The organism is Halobacillus shinanisalinarum, from assembly GCF_022919835.1.
Taxonomy (GTDB): Bacteria; Bacillota; Bacilli; order Bacillales; family Halobacillaceae; genus Halobacillus_A; species Halobacillus_A shinanisalinarum.
This window is the reverse complement of the sequence record NZ_CP095074.1, coordinates 1,770,584-1,790,507: the sequence shown is the minus strand read 5'-3', so window position 1 is coordinate 1,790,507 and position 19,924 is coordinate 1,770,584. Positions and strand designations below refer to the sequence as shown.

The 19,924-nt window shown below is 40.9% G+C and carries 20 protein-coding genes and 1 pseudogene; 15 read left to right on the top strand and 6 right to left on the bottom strand.

The annotated features are described in order from the left end of the window. Positions 1–42: 42 nt before the first annotated feature. Positions 43–870, top strand: a complete 828-nt coding sequence (locus tag MUO14_RS08915; RefSeq protein WP_255822182.1) for a HAMP domain-containing sensor histidine kinase — start codon at positions 43–45, stop codon at positions 868–870. Between the two features lie 11 nt (positions 871–881). On the opposite strand, the gene MUO14_RS08910 is transcribed toward MUO14_RS08915, so the two are convergent. Continuing rightward, positions 882–1,379 carry a DUF1648 domain-containing protein gene (locus MUO14_RS08910; protein WP_244754882.1) on the bottom strand — a complete coding sequence of 166 codons (498 nt, stop codon included), beginning with the start codon at positions 1,377–1,379 and terminating at the stop codon, positions 882–884. A gap of 135 nt (positions 1,380–1,514) precedes the next feature. Here MUO14_RS08910 and MUO14_RS08905 point away from each other — a divergent pair, with 135 nt between their 5' ends. From MUO14_RS08905 to MUO14_RS08895, 3 genes are read left to right on the top strand one after another with little or no spacing between them, the layout of a single operon-like run. After that, positions 1,515–2,450 (top strand): ABC transporter ATP-binding protein, encoded by a 936-nt coding sequence (locus MUO14_RS08905; RefSeq protein WP_244754881.1) that lies wholly within the window; start codon positions 1,515–1,517, stop codon positions 2,448–2,450. Next, the gene (locus tag MUO14_RS08900; RefSeq protein WP_244754880.1) at positions 2,428–3,132 is read left to right on the top strand and encodes an ABC transporter permease; all 705 of its coding nucleotides are present in this window, start codon (positions 2,428–2,430) and stop codon (positions 3,130–3,132) included. Before MUO14_RS08905 ends, MUO14_RS08900 begins: the two co-directional genes overlap by 23 nt. After that, complete coding sequence (locus MUO14_RS08895) at positions 3,132–3,854, top strand: ABC transporter permease (RefSeq protein ID WP_244754879.1); 723 nt, start codon at positions 3,132–3,134, stop codon at positions 3,852–3,854. The genes MUO14_RS08900 and MUO14_RS08895 overlap by 1 nt, the downstream gene beginning before the upstream one ends. A 105-nt stretch (positions 3,855–3,959) precedes the next feature. Here the strand turns inward: MUO14_RS08895 and hemQ are convergent, their stop codons facing one another. Continuing rightward, positions 3,960–4,697, bottom strand: coding sequence for a hydrogen peroxide-dependent heme synthase (hemQ, locus tag MUO14_RS08890; protein ID WP_244754878.1), 738 nt, complete (start codon positions 4,695–4,697; stop codon positions 3,960–3,962). Between the two features lie 226 nt (positions 4,698–4,923). On the opposite strand from hemQ, the gene pta reads away from it, so the two are divergent. Continuing rightward, positions 4,924–5,895 carry a phosphate acetyltransferase gene (gene pta, locus MUO14_RS08885; RefSeq protein ID WP_244754877.1) on the top strand — a complete coding sequence of 324 codons (972 nt, stop codon included), beginning with the start codon at positions 4,924–4,926 and terminating at the stop codon, positions 5,893–5,895. Positions 5,896–6,083: 188 nt separating this feature from the next. Here pta and MUO14_RS08880 read toward each other — a convergent pair whose 3' ends face one another. After that, a complete protein-coding gene (locus MUO14_RS08880) occupies positions 6,084–6,926 on the bottom strand; it encodes a lipoate--protein ligase family protein (RefSeq protein ID WP_244754876.1) in 843 nt (280 codons plus the stop codon). Between the two features lie 184 nt (positions 6,927–7,110). On the opposite strand from MUO14_RS08880, the gene MUO14_RS08875 reads away from it, so the two are divergent. From MUO14_RS08875 to MUO14_RS08845, 7 genes are all read left to right on the top strand, one after another. Next, positions 7,111–7,953, top strand: coding sequence for a glycerophosphodiester phosphodiesterase (locus tag MUO14_RS08875; RefSeq protein WP_244754875.1), 843 nt, complete (start codon positions 7,111–7,113; stop codon positions 7,951–7,953). A 167-nt stretch (positions 7,954–8,120) separates the two neighbouring features. Beyond that, entirely contained in the window at positions 8,121–9,416 is a 1,296-nt protein-coding gene (locus tag MUO14_RS08870; RefSeq protein ID WP_244754874.1) for an HD domain-containing protein, read from the top strand. Between the two features lie 14 nt (positions 9,417–9,430). Next, positions 9,431–9,931: a YwgA family protein gene (locus MUO14_RS08865; protein ID WP_244754873.1), complete on the top strand. Its 501-nt coding sequence runs from the start codon at positions 9,431–9,433 to the stop codon at positions 9,929–9,931. 118 nt (positions 9,932–10,049) lie between these two features. After that, the gene (locus MUO14_RS08860) at positions 10,050–12,038 is read left to right on the top strand and encodes an ABC transporter permease subunit (RefSeq protein WP_244754872.1); all 1,989 of its coding nucleotides are present in this window, start codon (positions 10,050–10,052) and stop codon (positions 12,036–12,038) included. A 127-nt stretch (positions 12,039–12,165) separates the two neighbouring features. Then, positions 12,166–12,603: a GNAT family N-acetyltransferase gene (locus tag MUO14_RS08855; protein WP_244754871.1), complete on the top strand. Its 438-nt coding sequence runs from the start codon at positions 12,166–12,168 to the stop codon at positions 12,601–12,603. A 299-nt stretch (positions 12,604–12,902) separates the two neighbouring features. Next, positions 12,903–13,472, top strand: coding sequence for a nucleotidyltransferase family protein (locus MUO14_RS08850; RefSeq protein WP_244754870.1), 570 nt, complete (start codon positions 12,903–12,905; stop codon positions 13,470–13,472). 32 nt (positions 13,473–13,504) lie between these two features. Continuing rightward, complete coding sequence (locus tag MUO14_RS08845; protein ID WP_244754869.1) at positions 13,505–14,068, top strand: GNAT family N-acetyltransferase; 564 nt, start codon at positions 13,505–13,507, stop codon at positions 14,066–14,068. A 96-nt stretch (positions 14,069–14,164) separates the two neighbouring features. Here MUO14_RS08845 and MUO14_RS08840 read toward each other — a convergent pair whose 3' ends face one another. After that, on the bottom strand, positions 14,165–14,596 hold the full coding sequence (locus tag MUO14_RS08840; protein WP_244754868.1) for a hypothetical protein: 432 nt from the start codon (positions 14,594–14,596) through the stop codon (positions 14,165–14,167). A gap of 300 nt (positions 14,597–14,896) precedes the next feature. Here MUO14_RS08840 and MUO14_RS08835 point away from each other — a divergent pair. Then, a pseudogene (locus MUO14_RS08835) lies at positions 14,897–15,873 on the top strand (ring-cleaving dioxygenase). A gap of 730 nt (positions 15,874–16,603) precedes the next feature. On the opposite strand, the gene tatC reads toward MUO14_RS08835, so the two are convergent. Both tatC and tatA read right to left on the bottom strand, forming a co-directional pair. After that, positions 16,604–17,326: a twin-arginine translocase subunit TatC gene (tatC, locus tag MUO14_RS08830; RefSeq protein ID WP_244754867.1), complete on the bottom strand. Its 723-nt coding sequence runs from the start codon at positions 17,324–17,326 to the stop codon at positions 16,604–16,606. 72 nt (positions 17,327–17,398) lie between these two features. Next, positions 17,399–17,623 carry a twin-arginine translocase TatA/TatE family subunit gene (gene tatA, locus MUO14_RS08825; protein ID WP_244754866.1) on the bottom strand — a complete coding sequence of 75 codons (225 nt, stop codon included), beginning with the start codon at positions 17,621–17,623 and terminating at the stop codon, positions 17,399–17,401. Positions 17,624–17,910: 287 nt separating this feature from the next. On the opposite strand from tatA, the gene MUO14_RS08820 reads away from it, so the two are divergent. Both MUO14_RS08820 and MUO14_RS08815 read left to right on the top strand, forming a co-directional pair. Further along, on the top strand, positions 17,911–18,363 hold the full coding sequence (locus MUO14_RS08820) for a GNAT family N-acetyltransferase (protein WP_244755522.1): 453 nt from the start codon (positions 17,911–17,913) through the stop codon (positions 18,361–18,363). A 131-nt stretch (positions 18,364–18,494) separates the two neighbouring features. After that, entirely contained in the window at positions 18,495–19,919 is a 1,425-nt protein-coding gene (locus tag MUO14_RS08815) for an aldehyde dehydrogenase family protein (protein ID WP_244754865.1), read from the top strand. Positions 19,920–19,924 lie beyond the last annotated feature (5 nt).

Here is a 19,924-nt window from a genome sequence, read left to right as displayed (position 1 = left end):
AATTATTACAGCTATGTATTTGGTGCCGTGATCCTTCTGTTCATGAGTGGATTTCTTTTCTTGTCATGGCTGTTTTTTAAGAGGTTCCATAAGAGGTTAATGCGATTGCAGGAAGCAATGGAGCGAAAAGGGGAAGCGGGTATTCCTTTACCAGTAAAAAGGTCGAACGGCGATGAAATCGGTCAACTGGAAGAAAGTTTTAATCATATGATCCATGAGCTCGAAGAAAGTCGGCAGCGTGAGCAACAAGAAGAGAAAATCCGTCGGGAATTGATTGCTAATTTGTCTCATGATTTGCGTACGCCATTGACGACGATCAGAGCAGCATTGAATGGGGTCAGTCCAGAAGTAACAAGTGAGCAGGGGCAGGACAAGTTACTGTCCGTCAATAACAAAATTGACTACGTAAGTGACCTGATCGATAATTTACTTTCATTCACCCTTTTGACAGGGAAAAAGTACCCTTATCATCCTGAAGACATTGAGATGAACCGTTTTATTAGGGAGACAGCAGCACACTGGTATCCAGCGTTAGAAGAGCATGGGATAGAGGTCGATGTGCAAACATTAGATAAGCCAATTTACTGGAATGTTGATCCAAAATGGATGGAGCGTGTGTTTGATAACCTTCTGCAGAATCTTGTGAGGTATGCTTCTGATGGAGGGTATGCTGGATTGGCCGTCACACATGATAAGATCACCGTCGAAGACCACGGTCCAGGGATGAAAAAAACGGCTGATCGACAGGGGACAGGCATCGGCTTGTCTATTGTTGAACTAATGACACGGGAAATGAATGTGAGGTTAGCGATAGAAACCGATGAACAAGGAACAAAGGTGAGTATGACTAAAAAGGACGCCCATGCTTAACAGCAGGCGTCCTATTTTAATAACAGGGAGCGGATAAGGAAAAAGAAAGCCACACCCAGTGTTCCTCCAAGCGTAATAACCATGGGCCATAATCCAAGACTTTGCTGATAACCGAGACCAATCTGAATGCTGGCCCAAGTTAAATAAGCGAATGTTAGAGCTATGACGAGTTTTAACGAACTCAGCATCAGCACAGCATTTTTGTACTGGACTTCGGCATTGTTCTCATTTACGTGGATGGTGTAATTGTACACATGAGGATATTTCTCGAGTATGGTAAAGGTGACCCAGATGGATAGAGAAATAACGGGGAGAGCCACAACAGACCACTTCCCGCCATATCGGTCAGGTTCCCCACTTACATTAAAGTGAACGGGTATGGTGTCGGGGATGCGATTCCAAACGATAAACAAATAAATAAATGCAGCAAGAATGGCGAGAAAGGAAAGTAGAGTAGAAAATTTTTCAAATGACGAGGTGGGCAGGTTAATTCTGGGCTGGTTTTTCATTGGGTGTCATCCTCCTTCATTAAAATATACGGATGAACCTTCTAAAAAGTTTCCTGAAGTTTAAACCAAATTTAAACAAAACCTTGAGCTTCATTTAAATAAGGATGTGTACCATGGGTGTAGAGGTGATGAGTGGTGAATGAAACGATTATACAAACCCATGGATTGTTAAAAACGTTTAAAAAGACAAACGCGGTGGACCGAGTGGATATTACGATTAAAAAAGGGGAGATTTACGGATTTCTTGGTCCCAATGGTGCAGGGAAAACGACAACGATCAGAATGTTGCTGGGGCTGATGAAGCCAAGCGGTGGAAGCATTCAAGTGTTTAATAAAGATTTAAAAAACCACAAGATTGATATTCTTCGCAAGGTTGGTTCCCTCGTGGAATCACCTTCCTACTACGAACATTTAAGTGGTAAAGAAAACCTGGAAACATTGCGAAAGCTTTTGCAAGTACCAAAGGAGCGAATTGACCATGTATTATCGGTTGTTCGTTTGACAAAAGATGCCCACAGGCTTGTGAAAGAATATTCGCTCGGTATGAAGCAGCGTTTAGGCATTGCTTCGGCCTTACTCGGAGATCCAGAACTGCTTATTTTGGATGAGCCAACTAATGGCCTTGATCCTTCCGGGATACACGAGATGAGGGAATTAATCAAATCGATGCCGGAGACGTATGGGATTACTGTAATGATCTCAAGCCATTTACTGAGTGAGATTGATCAGATGGCGACACAAGTCGGAATCATTTCCAAAGGGAGAATGATTTATCAGGATTCGATTGAGACGTTGAGGAGTAAGGCACGTCCGCATATTCGTCTGAGGGTAGGGAACGGGGCTGCGGCCAAATCGAAACTGCTTAAATCAGGATATGTGGTTGAGAGTGATGACGACTATATTTATATGGAAGATGGAAGAGATGAATACATTTCGGAACTTGTAGCCACGTTGGTCAACCAGCGGATTCCTGTTTACCGCGTTGAAGAACAACGTCAGTCTCTCGAGGATATTTTTCTGGATCTGACAAGGGAAGGGAGTGGGTCACATGCTGCCCATTCTGCAAGCTGATTTATTAAAAGTGAAGCGGAAATGGTTTTGGCTGCTGGTATTTTTAGGACCATTTGGGGTCATAGCTCTTCAAGGTGTAAACTATGGGGTTCGCTATGACTGGATCATGCAGAACTATCCTGATCAGTGGGGGACGTTAATTCAGTTCGTTAACATGTTTGTCTGTCCAGCCCTATTACTAGGTATGGCGATTTTAGCGTCGCAAATCGCCTCGATTGAACATAAGCAAACCTCCTGGAAGCAACTATTAGCATTGCCTGTAAGAAGAAGAGATGTGTTTATCTCTAAATTTTTAATTACCGCCATGATGATCGGATTATCATCTATCTTATTGTTTATCGGAACAATCGTTCTTGGAGTAGTATTAGGATTTGGCTGGGACTTTTCAATGGTGGCTATCATGGAAAATAGCTTTTACCCCTTTCTGGCAGGAATTCCGGTTTTAGCCTTACAGCTTTGGATGTCGATTGTATCAAAAAATCAGGCTGGACCGCTGGCGATTGGCATTTTCGCGGCTGTTTTCTCAACCTATGCTTATGAAGCACCAGACTGGTTAATTTGGAAATGGCCGCTGATGTTCCCAGGAAAAGATCCACTTCCATTTGTAGGACTCGGCTTGCTAGTTGGGTTCTTGATTGTTTTCGCCGGTGTACTTGACTTTAAGAGAAGGGATATTGCCTAATGCTGTTATCATTGCTTTCCTCAGAGTTGTTGAAAATAAGAAAAACGAAAGTCTGGCTGCTGTTATTTGTCAGCCCGATATTAGCGGGGGTCATCGGTTTTACAGGCTCTCTTCCTATGGAAGAAGGGATGAATGGCTGGGTCCTTTTATTCATGGTTATGGTGCCAGTCCATTCGTTGCTGTTGCTTCCATTGATGGTGAGTGTATTTTCAGGGTTTATCTGTCGGTACGAGCACCAGAATGGAGGATGGAGACGGTTGTTTAGTATGCCCATTACTAGACAGAAAGTATATGCAGCCAAGTTTTTGATGGTACTTGGATTAGTGGCTTTAAATCAAATGATGTTTTCTGGGGTTTTTGTTTTAGTGGGGTCGATCAAAGAAATCGGGGAAACTATACCACTCGAACTGGTACTTAAATGCATGGCAGGCGGCTTGATCTCAACACTGCCTTTGATTGCAGTCACCTTATGGTTAGCGATGATTTGGTCAAGCTTCGCAGCACCGTTCACTGTCAATGTTATCCTCACGCTGCCGAATATGTTGGTAGCGAACTCAGAAACATTCGGACCGATTTACCCATGGGTACAGCCCTTTATGATGATGATGCCTAAAGGAGGCGTGTTTTCTGTCCCAATCGAATCACTAACGATCGCCATCGGAGCAGGATTCATCATCTTCTATACTGCAGGAAGCATCAACATCCAAAAACGAACCGTATAAAGGGATAAACTTCCACCTCAGGTCATCCATTTTTATGGATGACCTGAGGTGGAAGTAACTGTAAAATAAAAACAGCCCTGTTGAGGGGCTGTTTTAGAATTCAGGTTATACGTGTAGGAATTGTTCGACGGCTTCTGGTTTCAGCAAATTCCCAACGTAGAAGGAACCAAAGTCACCATAACGAGAGGTTACTTCATCAAAGCGCATTTCATAAACGAGCTTTTTAAACTGCAGCACATCATGTGCAAAAAGTGTAACGCCCCATTCCCAGTCATCGAGACCGATGGAACCAGTAATGATTTGGCGGATTTTGCCCGCATATTGACGTCCAGTCATGCCGTGAGCGTACATCAGCTTGGCACGTTCTTCCTTCTCAAGCACGTACCAGTTATCGTTTCCTTGACGACGCTTGTCCATCGGATAGAAGCAAATGTGATTCCACTTCGGTAAAATTGGCTTCAAGCGACCCTTAATATTGGGATCTTCCTCATCCACTTGCCCCATGTAATCCGATAGTTCAACTACTGAAACATAGGAATAGTCTTTCGCAGTGAATTCAGCTAGTTTGGACTTGTTAAAAGCAGTCTCAAGTTCATTCAGTTCTTCTATAGTAGGACGCACAAACATCATCATTAAGTCAGCTTTTTGACCAACAATGGTATATAAAGCATGACTTCCTTGTTTGCTTTTCTCTGTATCTTCCCACTTTCCAATCAGCTGATGAAATTCGCTGATGGCTTGTTCGCGTTCTTCACTGCTTACATATTTCCATGAGGTCCAATCGATTGAGCGGAAATCGTGCAGGCAATACCAACCATCCGCCGTCGTAACTGTTTCTGGCATGGATCGATCGCTCCTTTTGTCTAAAGTTTAAGTAATCCTTCCTATCTCAATATAACATAAGTGTCCTATCCGCATCAGTTCAGGAAATTTGAAGGTATTGTGAACAAAAAAGAAGGGCAGATTGAAGGTGTAATCGCTTTACAAAAAAAATCCTACCATATTACTTTTAATTAAACACAAAACATCTTATCATATAGTACAGAACAAGAAATAGGAGGGTTCAAAAATGAGTAACCTATTCGATACGTTGAAAGCCAAAATTGATGGAAAAGGCAAGAAAGTCGTGTTCCCTGAAGGGTTAGACGACCGTATTCTGACCGCTGTCAGTAAACTAGGTGCAGAAGGGTTAGTCACACCTGTACTAGTTGGGAACAAAGAAAAAGTAGAACAGAAGGCATCAGAGTTAGGTGTGGATATTTCTACATCTGAAATTCTTGACCCGGAAAACTATGATGCCTTTAACGACATGGTTGCAAGTTTTGTAGAACGCCGTAAGGGCAAGGCAACAGAGGAGAAAGCACGTGAAATTCTCAAGGATGAGAACTATTTCGGAACCATGCTCGTGTATATGGACGAAGCAGCAGGACTTGTCAGTGGTGCGGCTCATTCTACAGCTGATACCGTACGTCCAGCTCTTCAAATCATTAAGACAAAGCCCGGCATAAAGAAAACATCCGGCGTATTTATCATGGTTCGTGATGAAGAGAAATATGTATTTGCAGATTGTGCTATCAACATTTCACCAGACAGCCAGGATTTGGCGGAAATTGCGCTAGCTAGTGCTGATACGGCGAAGCTTTTTGACATCGACCCTAAAGTTGCAATGCTTAGTTTTTCAACGAGAGGATCAGCAAAGTCCCCTGAAACGGAAAAAGTGACAGATGCACTGGAGCTTGCTAAAGAACAGAATTCAGACTTGCTGATCGATGGTGAGTTCCAATTTGATGCTGCCTTTGTTCCATCTGTTGCCGAGAAAAAGGCGCCTGATTCTCCATTAAAAGGGGAGGCCAACACGTTTATTTTTCCAAGCCTTGAAGCAGGGAACATTGGCTATAAAATCGCTCAACGACTTGGTAACTTTGACGCGGTGGGACCGATTTTGCAAGGGTTGAACCAGCCGGTCAACGACTTGTCCCGCGGTTGTAATTCTGATGATGTCTACAAACTTGCAATCATTACTGCAGCACAGTCTCTTTAAAAAGTATCCCGTAAGCTAAATCAGCTTTCGGATACTTGTTTGTGAAATATGCAATTAGTCCGTTAAATGTGTAAGTATGCGATATTATGTGCAATTAGCTGGATTTACGTGCAATTATTTAAAATTATGTGCAATTAACCACAGATTTCGTGCAATTCCAAAGTAAGTAAACAGAAAGCACTCGTGCGTTATTCCATCCGCTCGAGTGCTTTTGCATTTCGCTCAATCATTTGTTCAAATCGTTTATTGAATGAGTCTATTTCTTCATCTTCAAGCTGCTGAACGACCACTTTGTCAGCTAGCCTACTCAACTGATATAGGATTCTGTCTCGAACATCAGCGACACTCAATTGTGTGCCCAACAACTCGTTCATCGATGCCATCACTGTCGGATCGATATTTGGATAGACGAAGCGAGTCACTTCTTCACGTTTTCCAATTTGGTAAAAATCCTTTAGCAAACGAGCGCGCTCCATCCCATTACCTGTCACGTCTAAATAAATTTGTACAGCAGATCCTTGTTTCACACGACGCTGCGATATCCCGGCAAATTTTCGCCCGTTGATACTGAGGTCATAAGTTCCTGGACAGTAGGATTGCGTAATTTCGTAGGCCTCGATATCCTTGGTGAGGTCTGCGAACAGATGCTTGATAAAAACAACCATTGCCTCATAGCCTTCATGGATATTGACCTCTTTTGAATCGGGAAAAATGAAAGAAAGATTTAATACTCCTTCATCAAGTACCACGGCAAGTCCGCCAGAATTTCGCACAATCACCTGATATCCCTGTGTTTTTAAATAATCGACAGCTTCAGATATAAAAGGCAAACGTGCGTCGGGTATGCCGAGCACGACGGTATGATGGTGAACCCATAACCTTGCAGTGGTTGGGGAAGTCCCTTGTCCAACGGAGATCGCCAGGGCATCATCCGTCGCAAATGATTGGAGGGCAGAAAATCCAGGCCCTAAGCTGCTTTGGTCAATGAAACGATATGTTTTAGGGTGTAATAATGTATGAATATTGTTCATGAAAACGTTTCTCCTTTTTAACAAACCGTTCTTATTATAACAGATGCAAAGGATAAGTGCCCTTATGAAAAAGAACCTTCCTTAAATAGATTTACTTACATTTACAAAAACACAATATTACCTATATATTCCTTTAATGTAAGTTTGGTAGACTTAGAAATAATAAAAGAAGGGAGAGAAGCGTATGTCGCGTTTTCTGTTTATCTTGATCACGGGGGTTTTATTTATGGGAGTATTTAGTACGTCAGGAGACTCCGTATTTGCGAATGAGTTGAAGAACAAAGACCGCAAGCAGACATTAACCATCGCCCACAGGGGAGCTTCAGGATATGCACCTGAAAACACCATGGCAGCTTTTGAAAAATCAGTCGACATGAAAGCGGAAATGTTCGAGATCGATGTCCAAATGAGTAAAGATGGGGAGCTTGTCGTTATTCACGATACGACTGTCGACCGCACCACAAATGGTTCTGGACAAGTCAAGGACTTTACATACGAGGAACTAAGGAAGCTTGATGCAGGAAGTTGGTTTAGTGAAGAATTTGCTGGTGAAAAAATTCCAACACTCGGGGAAGTGCTTGATGCATATAAAGGAAGGTCCGGGATTTTAATTGAGTTGAAATCACCATCCCTTTATCCAGGGATTGAACAAAAGGTAGCAGATGAACTCATTTCCCGTAATATGCATAAGCCAGAAAACAATAAAATCATCGTCCAATCTTTTGACCATGAATCTGTGAAAACATTTCAGTCCATTCTTCCATCCGTGCCAGTAGGGGTCCTGCTTGGATATAGTGAAGATGGCGTTTCGAATGAACAGTTGGCAAACTTCTCTTCCTATGCGGAGTATTTCAATCCAAATAAAGCGATGATTACGAAGGATCTTGTAAACCGTATTCATGAATTTGGTATGAAGACACACCCTTATACTGTTAGAGATCAAGAGTCAGCAAACTTTCTATTAAATGCTGGGGTGGATGGGATTATTACAGATTTTCCTGACTACGTCGACCCACACAAAGGATAATTTTCTTTTAACTTCATAAGAGGCTGGTAAGGTTGATATCTTGCCAGCCTTTTTTGTGCTTTAACAGATTCATAGTTCGTCTGCTAATTTCATATCTGTCAAGATGTTTTTTTATACGCAGATAAGGTATATAATAGTAGAAAATGTCGTGAAGAAAGGATAAGCTGATGGCCTATCGTGACGAACAATTAAGTGAAGAAAAAGTATTTAAAGATCCCGTTCATCGCTACATACACGTGCGTGATCGTGTGATTTGGGATTTGATTGGCACACCGGAATTCCAGCGGTTACGAAGAATCAGACAGCTTGGGACAAGCTACTTAACCTTTCATGGTGCGGAACATAGTCGCTTCAACCATTCCCTTGGTGTCTATGAAATTGTAAGAAGAATCATTAACAACTTTAAGGATCGTCCGAATTGGAATGAGGAAGAACGGCTGCTGTGCTTAGCTGCCGCTTTATTGCATGATCTTGGACACGGCCCCTTCTCCCATTCGTTTGAAAAAGTATTTAAGCTCGATCATGAAGACTTTACGCAAGCGATTATTCTCGGAGATACGAAGATTAATCAAGTGCTCTCAAAGGTGGAGAAAGGCTTTCCGAAAAAAGTTGCCGATGTCATTAATAAAACGTATAAAAACAAGCTCGTTGTCAGCCTGATTTCAAGCCAAATTGATGCGGATCGGATGGATTACCTGCAGCGTGATGCCTACTTCACAGGGGTAAGCTATGGTCATTTTGACATGGAGCGGATTCTTCGTGTGATGCGTCCGATGGAAGATCAAGTCGTCGTGAAAGAGAGTGGGATGCATGCCGTAGAAGATTACATTATGAGCCGTTATCAAATGTATTGGCAGGTTTATTTTCACCCAGTAACGAGAAGTGCCGAAGTGATTTTGTCAAAAATTCTCCATCGCGCAAAGGAGCTGCATGAGGAAGGGTATACCTTCAAACTTGAGCCGACCCACTTTCTTTCCTTTTTCAAGGGAAGACCGAATTTAAGAGAGTATTTAGAGCTGGATGAATCGATTACGCTTTACTATTTCCAGATGTGGATGAATGAGGACGATCCGGTTCTATCTGACCTCTGTGAACGCTTCGTTAACCGGCGTCTCTTTAAATACATTGAGTTTAACCCTAACTTGCAAATGAATGAATGGATGGAGTTGTATAAACTGTTCGACAAAGCAGGTTTGAACCCAGACTACTATTTAGTTGTTGATTCAAGTTCCGACTTGCCCTACGACTTTTACCGTCCCGGGGAAGAAGGCGAGCGCCTGCCGATTCATTTGCTGAAGCCAAATCAAGAGCTTAAGGAATTGTCGCGTTTATCCGATATCGTTGAATCGATATCCGGAAAGAAGCGGACGGATCATAAATTGTATATTCCTCTGGATTTTCTTGAGGAAATGTCGAGTCGAAGCAAGACGAAACAGCGTATTATGGAAATTTTGTTTGGATAAGGAGTGGAGCCGTCATGTTGGAGAATCATGCAAAGCTAATGCAGTTCTTCTCAAGCTCTGAAGATATCGTAGGACGAAAAAAGCTGCAAAAAATGATTTACATCTTGAAAAAGTGTGAAATCCCTTTTGAGGAGCGGTATGAATTTCACTTTTATGGTCCCTATTCTGAAGAATTAACACTTAGAATTGAAGAAATGTGCAACTTGGGATTTATTAGTGAAGCCAAAGAGGAAAAAAAGAATTATTACCAGTATCGTTACCGGATTACGGAGTCCGGCCGTGAGTTTCTTGAACAGTCGGCCGTGAAGCTTCCTCCGTTTGATCAACATATGAAGGAAATGAACGCCAAGAGCTCCCGCTTTCTTGAACTCGTTTCGACGATGCTTTTCTTTGAACATCTGCCTAAAGATGAGATTACCGAGAAAGTACACACTGTAAAGAGTAAACAAAACTATTCCAGTGAAGAAATAACAGATTCTTGGAATTTTATTGAAAAAATCCGCCGTATTCATTAATATAGATGGTAGGAAAGATATACTGTTAAACAGTGTATCTTTTTTTTACATACAGGTGACTGATAATTTTAAAAATTAAAAACAGAAAGGCTTGTTACAAGCCTTCGGGGGTTAAGAAATGAAGATAATCAAATTTGTATCCTACTATGTGTTTGGACTATTTGGCATTTTACTGATCAGTGCATCACCTGCATTATTTAGAGCGGGCACCTTTCTAAACGTTCCCGCTTATCTAGATGGACTTACTCATTTATTCGGCAGCATTGTTCAACCCTCCGAATGGGTGTATTTTTTTAAAGGCAGCCCTGAGCCGTTGCTTCTGTATTTGTGGGAACCTTATCGTTACTCGATGACAATTTTTTTCGGCGCCATTGCCGTAGGATTCATTTTAGCGTTTGTATTTGCAGTCGGGACGTTTTTTCTGCCAGCGATTTTAAAACGGATCGTTATGCGCTTCTTAAATCTAGTAGAAGCCGTTCCAGACTTGCTCCTCGCTTTCAGCTTTCAGTTACTGATTGTTTGGCTGTATAAACAGACAAATGTATTGTTCATGGATTTCGTAACAGTTGGCCAAGAGAAAATTTATTGGCTGCCTATCATTGCGTTGGCCATCCTTCCCATGGTTTCATTATACAAAATCATCTTAGTTCAGTTAGACGAAGAAATGACGAAATCTTATGTGCAGATGGCAAAAAGTAAAGGCATGGTTAAATCATTCATCCTCAACGTTCATATTCTTAGAAACATTATTAAAAGTGTCTTTTACCACTCCAAAATTATTCTGTGGGGGGCATTATCGAGCTTGCTTATTATTGAATATATTTTTAATATCAACGGCATTACAACGGCCTTCATGAATGATTTTAGACCGATAGTAACAACCGTTATTTTGACCATGTTATTTACACCGTTCTTTGTCTTCTACCAGGGAACAGAATTGTTTATTTTTAAGGAAAATAAAATAGCCGAAGAAACCAATTTGAAGATGAATCGCTTTGTTGATTCTTTTTCATTAAGGCTAAATGGAAAGTGGCTAAAGCAGTCCTTTCGTGAAGTAGGCGTCCATTTTAAAAATATAAAATTCCTCATCGGCTTTAGTGTCATTTTTGTTATAGTGGCAATCAGTGTGATTTATACAGCAACCGCTGATCCACTGGTCGATAAGTTTTACCACATTTATGGAGAAAATGGTCAACTGGTCAGTGCCGCCCCACACAATCCTGAATATGTGTTTCTAGGTACAGATGAACTTGGGTTTAGTATTCTTGATCAGCTGTTAACAGGGGCGAAATACACCGTTCTATTTGGAATAGCGATTGCCTTTCTTCGGGTGGCGATTGGATTTATCCTAGCCATTCCTTACGCTTTTTTCTGTCCACCAAGGCTGCAGCGGGTATTTGAAAAACTTGTGGATGGGATGCATTTTCTACCTTTAACTATCATTGCCTATTTGTTACTGAGCCCTGTCCTATTAATGCCGCCGGGTGGTTTTACGACCACGGAAATGGAGCGCATTATTTACCAGGCGGTTATTCTTACCTTATTAGCAGTCCCGCTCGTCATTATGTTGTTTGGAAATGAAATGAAGTTACTTATGAGAGAAGAATTTGTATTAAGTACGAAAGTATTAGGAGGCAGCTCGGTTCATTTGCTGTGGAAGCATTTGCTGCCCCATTTAAGCGCTCGTATGGGGATTGTTTTTGGCCAGCAGTTTATCCAAACCCTGCTCATCTTCGTTCATTTGGGAGTTCTCGACATATTTTTCGGTGGAACCATTGGCTCAAGTGGCGGGTTTATGCAAGATCCGCCGCAATCAACAACATATGAATGGTCTGGGCTAATTGGAGCATCCAAAAATGCTTTGATGACAGGGAGATGGTGGTACATTATTCCTCCGCTTCTAGGTTTCATGGTCGTAATCATTGCTATGCAGTTTGTCATTCAGGGAATTAAAGAAGTCCAACAAAAGCGTGTCGGTGTACCGATTCAGCGCAGCCAATGGTTTCGGAGGCTTTTCCCAAAGCGGATATTAGAAAAAGCTCCTGTAAAGCAACCTGCGAAAGAGGACTTTATGTTTACACATAGTGAACACAGCCGTTCTTCATAAAAATGAACTAGCCATAATCTCAAAAAGCGGAGCAGGGATGAATATAGGACGACAACGGCAAGGGTTTAAAGTAATTTAAGCTCTGATGTAAGGAAAAGTATCATATTTAATCAGAAAGAGGGATCTTATGATAAATACAGTGGTTAAAGAATTACAATCTCCTAAAGAAATACTTGAGGCCTTTCCAGTTATGAATCAACTACGAACTCATCTAGATGTAGAAACATACTTAGCCCTTGTAACAGAAGCAAAAGAAAAGGACAGCTACAGGCTTTTTGCCCTATATGATCGAGATGAAATCGTTGCTGTAACGGGGTTTAAACCTATGATCACCCTTTACTATGGTCGATTTGTGTGGGTGTGTGACCTTGTAACAAGCAGCGAAAGTCGTTCAAAAGGATATGGAGATAGGCTGCTTGCTTTTGTACATGAATGGACGAAGGAAAATGGGTATGAGAGTGTTGCTTTATCATCGGGATTGCAACGATTGGAGGCGCATCGTTTTTATGAAGATCGGATGGACTATGACAAGGTAAGTTATGTGTTTAAAAGAAAGATCGATTAGCAAAGGTTGCAATAATGGATTTTGAGGGGGAGTTACTTATAGGGAATACAGAATCCTTAGAAAATAAATTCTTTCCAATTAATCAATTGCCAGAGAATATCTTCTTAGAGCATAGGGTAATAATTAGGGATTGTTTGGAAGAAAAAGAGCAGCCAATTATAGGATAGATTAAACTAGCCCCATAAAAGATTTTTTGGTTGGTAAGTGCCTTCATAAAAACTCCTGCAGCTAGCTAATTATTAGGAAGGAGGTACGATCATCATAATTAAATGGCTCTATTAACTATGAAGGGGCACTATATGACAATTAGAAATGAAACAGATCTAATTAATCTTATAAAAGAAGATGAAGCAATGATGAATGTATTGAGAATAGTTAAGTCACTGGATTTACCAGATTGGTGGGTATGTGCTGGTTTTGTACGTTCGAAAATCTGGGATGTGCTACACGGTTTTAACAAGAAAACAGTCGTCCCAGATATTGATGTCATCTATTTCTATCAGAAAGAGAAAGATGAATCAAAAGATGAGAAGTTGGAAGAAAAGCTTAGATCCATTGCTCCTCATATTCCCTGGTCAGTTAAAAATCAGGCAAGGATGCATAAAGTTAATGATTTTTTGCCTTATTCATCTTCATTCGACGCTATATCAAAATTCCCTGAAACAGCTACAGCCTTGGGGATAAAGCTTAGCGATTGGGAAAATGTGATTCTTGCTGCTCCATATGGAATAGAGGATGCGATAAATCTACAGATTAAACCAACACCTAGCTTCATTAATAACAAAAAAGGATTAGCCATTCACGAAGAGCGTATAGTGAAAAAAGATTGGAAATCAACATGGAATAAGATTGAAATTCATCACCTATGATGAGACTTGTTAGACGAAAGGAGTCCTTTTATATGAATCCTATACTACTCGAATTTCCTCATGAATTTGAAACAGAAAGACTATTAATCAGGATGCCGAAACCTCGGGATGGGGAGGCCGTACATAATGCGTTAAAAGCTTCAATCAAAGAATTAAAGCCCTGGATGCCATTTGCTCAAAATAACCAAAGCGAGGAAGAAACTGAAATAAATGTGCGTGAATCCCATATCAATTTCTTAAAACGAGAGGATCTAAGGTTACTTGTTTTTCATAAGGAGACAGGTCAATTGGTTTGTTCCTCAGGTCTCCACCGTATCGATTGGGATGTCCCAAAATTTGAAATAGGATATTGGGCAGATACCCGTTTTAGTGGGAGGGGGTATACAACTGAGGCTGTAGCAGGCATAACGCAGTTTGCATTTAAAGAGCTAAGTGCGAAACGAGTGGAAATAAGGTGTGATTCAAATAATTCAAAAAGCAAGGCCATTCCTGAAAGGCTCGGTTTTAGATTAGAGGGAGTACTTAGAAATGATGACCTTTCAGTAGATGGGACAGAGCTTACGGATACTTGCATCTACTCAAAGATAGAACTTTGATAGATTTTAAAAGATTGCCATAATATTTATATTCATATTATGTTAATTTGGTAGGAAGATAAGGAGGCCCTGCCCCTACCTTCCACCAATTTTGGTTTACATACGAACAATTACGGCACCGCCGCCGTTCCCTTGAACACACTTGGTATCTTCCTGATCATGCATCGATTGCAGCAATTGATTATTCTGTGCGATTAATTGACTGAGTTTATCCATCTGAATTTCAAGTCTGTGTACCACCTGCATCATATATTGCATATCTGCCGGGTTACCATGATATGAATTGGATGGGAAAGACGAGTAAGGGTAGCCATGAACGTCTCGTTGCTGTTGGAGAGGGCGTTGGGAGGGAGGGGGATACTCCGGAAATATCCCATTCTTGTGCATGACACCTTGAGAATGTGCTCTTTCTTCTGATCCCTTCAAATCATCTTTGACGTGGCCCCGATATCCACTTCGTTCACTTTTTTCCGATTGGTTTTGAAGATAGGGGTGCCAATCTGGTTGGTAAGAATTGTGAGAAGACATCCTTTAACCTCCTTTTATCATATAGACCAGTTTATTCGGTTTTTGTCTTCATTGGGTATAGACATTTAATAAATGATTGATTAGCCCATAGATATCACACCTAATGAAGTATTCTTCCCAGACTTCAAAACTAAAATATTGACAGCTAATTTTATCAATAGTATATTTATCTTGAATTAGAGATAAATGAATTAAGGCTAAAATAAATGCGTTAATAACAACAACCATAGATAGTCAGAGTCAATCAGTTCAAAACAGGGAGAGAAGTTCTGTCTTTAGGATGAAAAGGAGGAATTTAAGATGAACGAATTAAAAGGTATCCACCACGTTACTGCCATTACGAGTAGTGCAGAGAAGAACTATGAATTTTTCACATACGTATTAGGGATGCGTTTAGTGAAAAAAACGGTGAACCAAGACGATATCCAAACGTATCATTTGTTTTTTGCGGACGATACGGGTAGTCCAGGAACAGATATGACGTTCTTTGATTTCCCTGGGATCCCAAAAGGTGTACATGGGACAAACGAGATATCAAAAACATCTTTCCGTGTGCCAAGTGATGCAGCACTGGCTTATTGGGTAAAACGTTTTGACCGTTTAGAAGTGAAACACAATGGAATTAAAGGACAATTTGGTAAAAAGACACTTTCGTTTGTTGATTTTGACGATCAGCAATATCAATTGATATCAGATGAGGATAATGAAGGGGTGGCTGCTGGTACACCATGGCAAAAGGGACCGATTCCTTTAGAATATGCCATTACGGGATTAGGACCCATTTTTGTACGTGTCGATAACATTGATTATTTTAAAGAGATGATGGAAAAAGTTCTATTATTTAAGGAAATCGATAAAGATGGTTCATTCTATTTGTTTGAAGCGGGTGAAGGGGGAACGGTGCCCAAGTCGTTGTGGAATATAACGCGGTTCTTCCTCAAGCTAGACAAGGTTATGGTACAGTTCACCATACGGCATTTCGTGTAGAAGATCGTTCTGTGTTAGAGGAATGGATTGAACGTATGCATAGTTTTCGATTCCAAACCTCTGGTTACGTCGACCGCCACTTTTTCCAATCATTATACGCAAATGTGGCACCACAAATATTGTTTGAGTTTGCCACAGATGGTCCTGGATTTATGGGGGATGAGCCGTATGAAACCCTAGGAGAGAAATTGTCTTTGCCGCCATTATTGGAACCAAAACGTGAAAAAATTGAAGAGTTGGTTCGTCCGATTGATACCGTAAGAAGTACAAAAGAATTTACTAAGGAATAAGACCATTTCATTATAAATTGATCTTCAAAGTCAAGCGCCTCTCTTTAGTGGGAGGCGTTTGTTCTGCAGGAGTGGTCACTGTGATTACCTTTCAGAGTTAAAATAAATAATCTACTCCTAGAGGCCGGAGCGGACACTGATCGAATGCACGCCGCCTTATGATCAGCCCAATTTTTTCAGTATGAGAAGGAAGGGCTTTTTTGAGTGAATTAGATATCCGGGGAGGTCACTAATTAAAAACTACTCCCTCCTTCTCTAGGATTATTATAACAGAACATTTGTTCCTGTAAAAGGTTAAGAAGCGCAAAAGTAAGAACAGTTTCTCACAGTTAATAAATTTAGGCTTATTCTCGTTTTGATTACCAATGCTGGTGTCAGGTACCTGTCCCTAAGTACGTAAGGGAGGTGGGAAAACGACCACTTTTCTTTCATGCTTTAGAAGATAGAAGTCATAGTCCAAGTATATAAAGAAGTAACCGTCATTGAGCGGTTACTTCTTTGTTATACTCTAGTTCTTTAATAATGGATAGGTAACCCTGGGTGTGGCGTCCCCATCACCAGAGAACTCGTTCATCCCTGCCAACATGAAAAAGAAATCATCGCATGGCAAATTGATAACGAGTTCGGCCAATTTCCGAGAAATAACATATGGTTATCTTTATCCTTCAAACCTGTCCAAAAGAAAAGGTCACTGTTCCTTCCCATTTCCGTAACCGGATGCCACTCATTACTATGCCGCGATCGAGAGTTTCTGTTTGCGTTTATACACCACTTTAGACAGTAGCACGCTGCATTCATATAAAAATAGCATAGGAACCACAACTAATATATCTGCCAGTAGATCTGGTGGTGTAATCAAGACAGCAATTAAAACTAACACAAAGTAGGCATATTTCCGGATCTTCTGAAGTCTATACGGATTTAACACACCAAGGCTAGTCAAAAACATGATGATGACAGGAAGTTCAAATAACAATCCGAATGGCAGGGTCATATGTAACATAAAACGGAAGTACTTTTCTGTTGTGAAAAAGGTGTAAAACATGTCCTCCGATAAAGAAAGCAAAAAATCAAAAACGATGGGGAAGATTACAAAGTAGCCAAATGAAATACCGACTAGGAACAGTATAAATAGCGATGGAATATAAGCTAATGTTACTTTTTGCTCTTTAGGGGTAAGGGCAGGACGAACAAATATCCAGATTTGATGGGCGACGATCGGAATGGTGCCGGAGATCGATACGACACAAGCGATCATTAAATATACCCAAAGAATTTCGCTTGGTCCAAGAACAGCCAGCGTGACATCAATATCCTTACTCAACCAATTGTAGATTTCATTTACATACATAAATGCCAAAATAAAAAATAGGATAAATGAGCCTAGGACAATGATTAGTCGTTTTCGCAATTCACTTAAATGTCCAATCAGATTCATCTCGTTCGTTGTCATCATGATGCCTCCTTAAAAGATAAAAGAAAGATGTAAGCAGGAGGGGGCTACTTACATCTTCCTGTATTTGATTTAATTCGTGGAATGTTTTTCTTTTTGCTCGCTTGAAGCGTTTTGCTGATCCTTGTGCTCTTTATCCTCTTTTTCATCAGACATTAAATCTTGCGTGGACTTTTTAAATTCCTTTAGGGTTGTCCCAAATGCGCGTCCCATTTCTGGAAGTTTAGAAGGGCCGAAAATGATCAATGCAATTACGAGAATGATAATTAATCCAGGTATTCCAATGTTTTGAAGCATAGAGACATTCACCTTTCATTTATAGTTTGGTGGTAATTTGGTGCCTACGTTCCACTCCTCTAGTAACTTACAAGTTAAAGTATAGGGACAATACACGAAAAAGTTAATAAACGTAGTGTAAAGTATTATTAATTTCTGTTAAAAGATGGTTAGGAATTGAGGTATATTGCCAGAAATTTACATCTTTAAATGGTGGAAAAATGTGGGCGGTTATAGAAGGGGATAGCTAGATTGTTATAGAAGTTAATAAGAGTGGGGTTTTCAATCTATATGAGGGATGGCTGTTGATACACGTAAGGGAGGCGTTAGCAGCAGAAGCTGAATTACTTAGTGAACTTGCTATTCAATCAAAAGCATATTGGGGGTACAGTGAGGAATTCATTGAGTCGTGTAAGGATGTTTTAACGATAGATACTCCATATATCGTTGAGAACCATGTCTATGTTCTAGAAGAAAAGTTGAAAATCGTTGGCTTCTTTTCTTTTGAAAGAAGGAAAGGGGACACGTTGGACTTTCTATACATCCATCCTGACTTCATAGGAAGACAGTTTGGATCGGAACTGTGGGAAAGTGTGCTGCATAAAGCCCGTGAGCTTGGTATCAAAAGTTTTACGATTGATAGCGATCCGAACGCCAAAGGTTTTTATGAGAAAATGGGTGCGAAACAGGTGGGGAAAACACCTTCAACTGTCTTTAGAGATCGTTTGCTTCCATTAATGAAATACGTGGTGGAAGATTGATATTGAGCTCCTTACAGCTGATCTTTGTTTTAAATGGGGGAGTTAAGGTTATATAGTCTCTAGAAACAAATATAAATCTGGTGATTTGCTTAAAAGGACCATAATCTTTTTATAAAAGGAGACGGTAAAAAATGCGTAACCAAGTAAAACATTACATTAATGGGGAATGGGTCGAATCAACGGGTTCTGAAACGGAAGAAGTCATGAATCCAGCGACGGAAGAAGTTATGGGTAAAATTAGCTTAGGAACGAAGGAAGATTTGGACAAAGCTGTAAAGGCAGCACGCGATGCTCTTCCTTCGTTTTCACAAACAACAAAAGAAGAGCGGGTAGAAATGCTTGAGAAAATTGCAGAGGAATATGAAAAGCGTAAAGACGAGCTCATTGAAGTCATGACGGATGAACTTGGGGCACCTTTGTCCATTTCAGAAAAAGTTCATTACAAAATGGGCTATGCACACTTTTCACAAGCTGCCGAATCTCTTAAAGAATTCTCCTTTACTGAGCAACGCGGTGATCATACCCTTGTGAAAGAAACGGTAGGGATCAGCGGGCTCATTACACCATGGAACTTTCCAACAAACCAAACGTCAACTAAGATTGCCAGTGCTTTTGCAGCAGGCAGCCCGGTTATTTTAAAACCATCTGAACTGACGCCGTTTGCCGCAATTATTTTGACGGAGATCTTTGAAGCAGCTGGTGTTCCAAAAGGAGTCTTTAATCTAGTTAACGGTTCGGGAGAGGTAATCGGGGATGGTATCAGTTCCCACCCTGACATTGACTTCGTTTCCTTTACAGGTTCAGTCGGTGTCGGTCAGAAAGTTATGGAAAATGCTGCGAAGACAATTAAAAACTTTGCGCTTGAGCTGGGAGGCAAATCACCACTCGTTGTGCTTAAGGATGCAGATATAGATCAAGCAGCAAGATCAGCTGTGACTCACATTGCGATGAATACAGGTCAGGTATGCTCGGCAGCTACCCGTATCCTTGTCCCTTCAGCTATGAAAGAATCTTTTGAAGAAGCGGTTAAAAACGTCCTTCCAGAGTTTCCTGTTGGAGATCCACGCAAAGAAAATTTCGTCGGTCCACTCGTTGCCCAAAAGCAGTGGGATAGAGTCCAATCCTATATTGAAAAAGGTATTGAAGAAGGGGCTACTCTGATTGCTGGGGGAACTGGAAAGCCAGAAGGCATTGAAAAAGGTTACTTTGCAAAACCAACTGTCTTCACAGATGTGAAAAATGACATGGTCATTGCACAGGAAGAAATATTTGGACCTGTGATGTCGATCATCACTTATGAAACGGTTGAAGAAGCGATTGAGATTGCCAACGACACGGTTTATGGATTAGCAGGTTATGTAGTTGGGAAAGACCCAGAGCTTCTTCGTAAAGTGGCAACAAGCATTCGTGCCGGTCGAATCACGGTCAATGATAAAGGGAAAGATTTCTCCGCACCGTTTGGCGGCTATAAGCAATCCGGTATCGGTAGAGAATGGGGAGACTTCGGCATCGAAGAGTATCTCGAAACGAAGGCGATTCTTGGCTTACCTTCATAAGTAAA

Coding starts and splice junctions, on each gene's coding strand:
- MUO14_RS08865 (WP_244754873.1), top strand. CDS start 9,431: ATGTTGGAGAATCATGCAAAGCTAATGCAGTTCTTCTCAAGCTCTGAA.
- MUO14_RS08850 (WP_244754870.1), top strand. CDS start 12,903: ATGACAATTAGAAATGAAACAGATCTAATTAATCTTATAAAAGAAGAT.
- MUO14_RS08895 (WP_244754879.1), top strand. CDS start 3,132: ATGCTGTTATCATTGCTTTCCTCAGAGTTGTTGAAAATAAGAAAAACG.
- MUO14_RS08880 (WP_244754876.1), bottom strand. CDS start 6,926: ATGAACAATATTCATACATTATTACACCCTAAAACATATCGTTTCATT.
- MUO14_RS08915 (WP_255822182.1), top strand. CDS start 43: ATGAGTGGATTTCTTTTCTTGTCATGGCTGTTTTTTAAGAGGTTCCAT.
- MUO14_RS08875 (WP_244754875.1), top strand. CDS start 7,111: ATGTCGCGTTTTCTGTTTATCTTGATCACGGGGGTTTTATTTATGGGA.
- MUO14_RS08860 (WP_244754872.1), top strand. CDS start 10,050: ATGAAGATAATCAAATTTGTATCCTACTATGTGTTTGGACTATTTGGC.
- MUO14_RS08870 (WP_244754874.1), top strand. CDS start 8,121: ATGGCCTATCGTGACGAACAATTAAGTGAAGAAAAAGTATTTAAAGAT.
- MUO14_RS08845 (WP_244754869.1), top strand. CDS start 13,505: ATGAATCCTATACTACTCGAATTTCCTCATGAATTTGAAACAGAAAGA.
- tatA (WP_244754866.1), bottom strand. CDS start 17,623: ATGCTTCAAAACATTGGAATACCTGGATTAATTATCATTCTCGTAATT.
- MUO14_RS08900 (WP_244754880.1), top strand. CDS start 2,428: ATGCTGCCCATTCTGCAAGCTGATTTATTAAAAGTGAAGCGGAAATGG.
- MUO14_RS08910 (WP_244754882.1), bottom strand. CDS start 1,379: ATGAAAAACCAGCCCAGAATTAACCTGCCCACCTCGTCATTTGAAAAA.
- pta (WP_244754877.1), top strand. CDS start 4,924: ATGAGTAACCTATTCGATACGTTGAAAGCCAAAATTGATGGAAAAGGC.
- MUO14_RS08815 (WP_244754865.1), top strand. CDS start 18,495: ATGCGTAACCAAGTAAAACATTACATTAATGGGGAATGGGTCGAATCA.
- tatC (WP_244754867.1), bottom strand. CDS start 17,326: ATGACAACGAACGAGATGAATCTGATTGGACATTTAAGTGAATTGCGA.
- MUO14_RS08855 (WP_244754871.1), top strand. CDS start 12,166: ATGATAAATACAGTGGTTAAAGAATTACAATCTCCTAAAGAAATACTT.
- hemQ (WP_244754878.1), bottom strand. CDS start 4,697: ATGCCAGAAACAGTTACGACGGCGGATGGTTGGTATTGCCTGCACGAT.
- MUO14_RS08840 (WP_244754868.1), bottom strand. CDS start 14,596: ATGTCTTCTCACAATTCTTACCAACCAGATTGGCACCCCTATCTTCAA.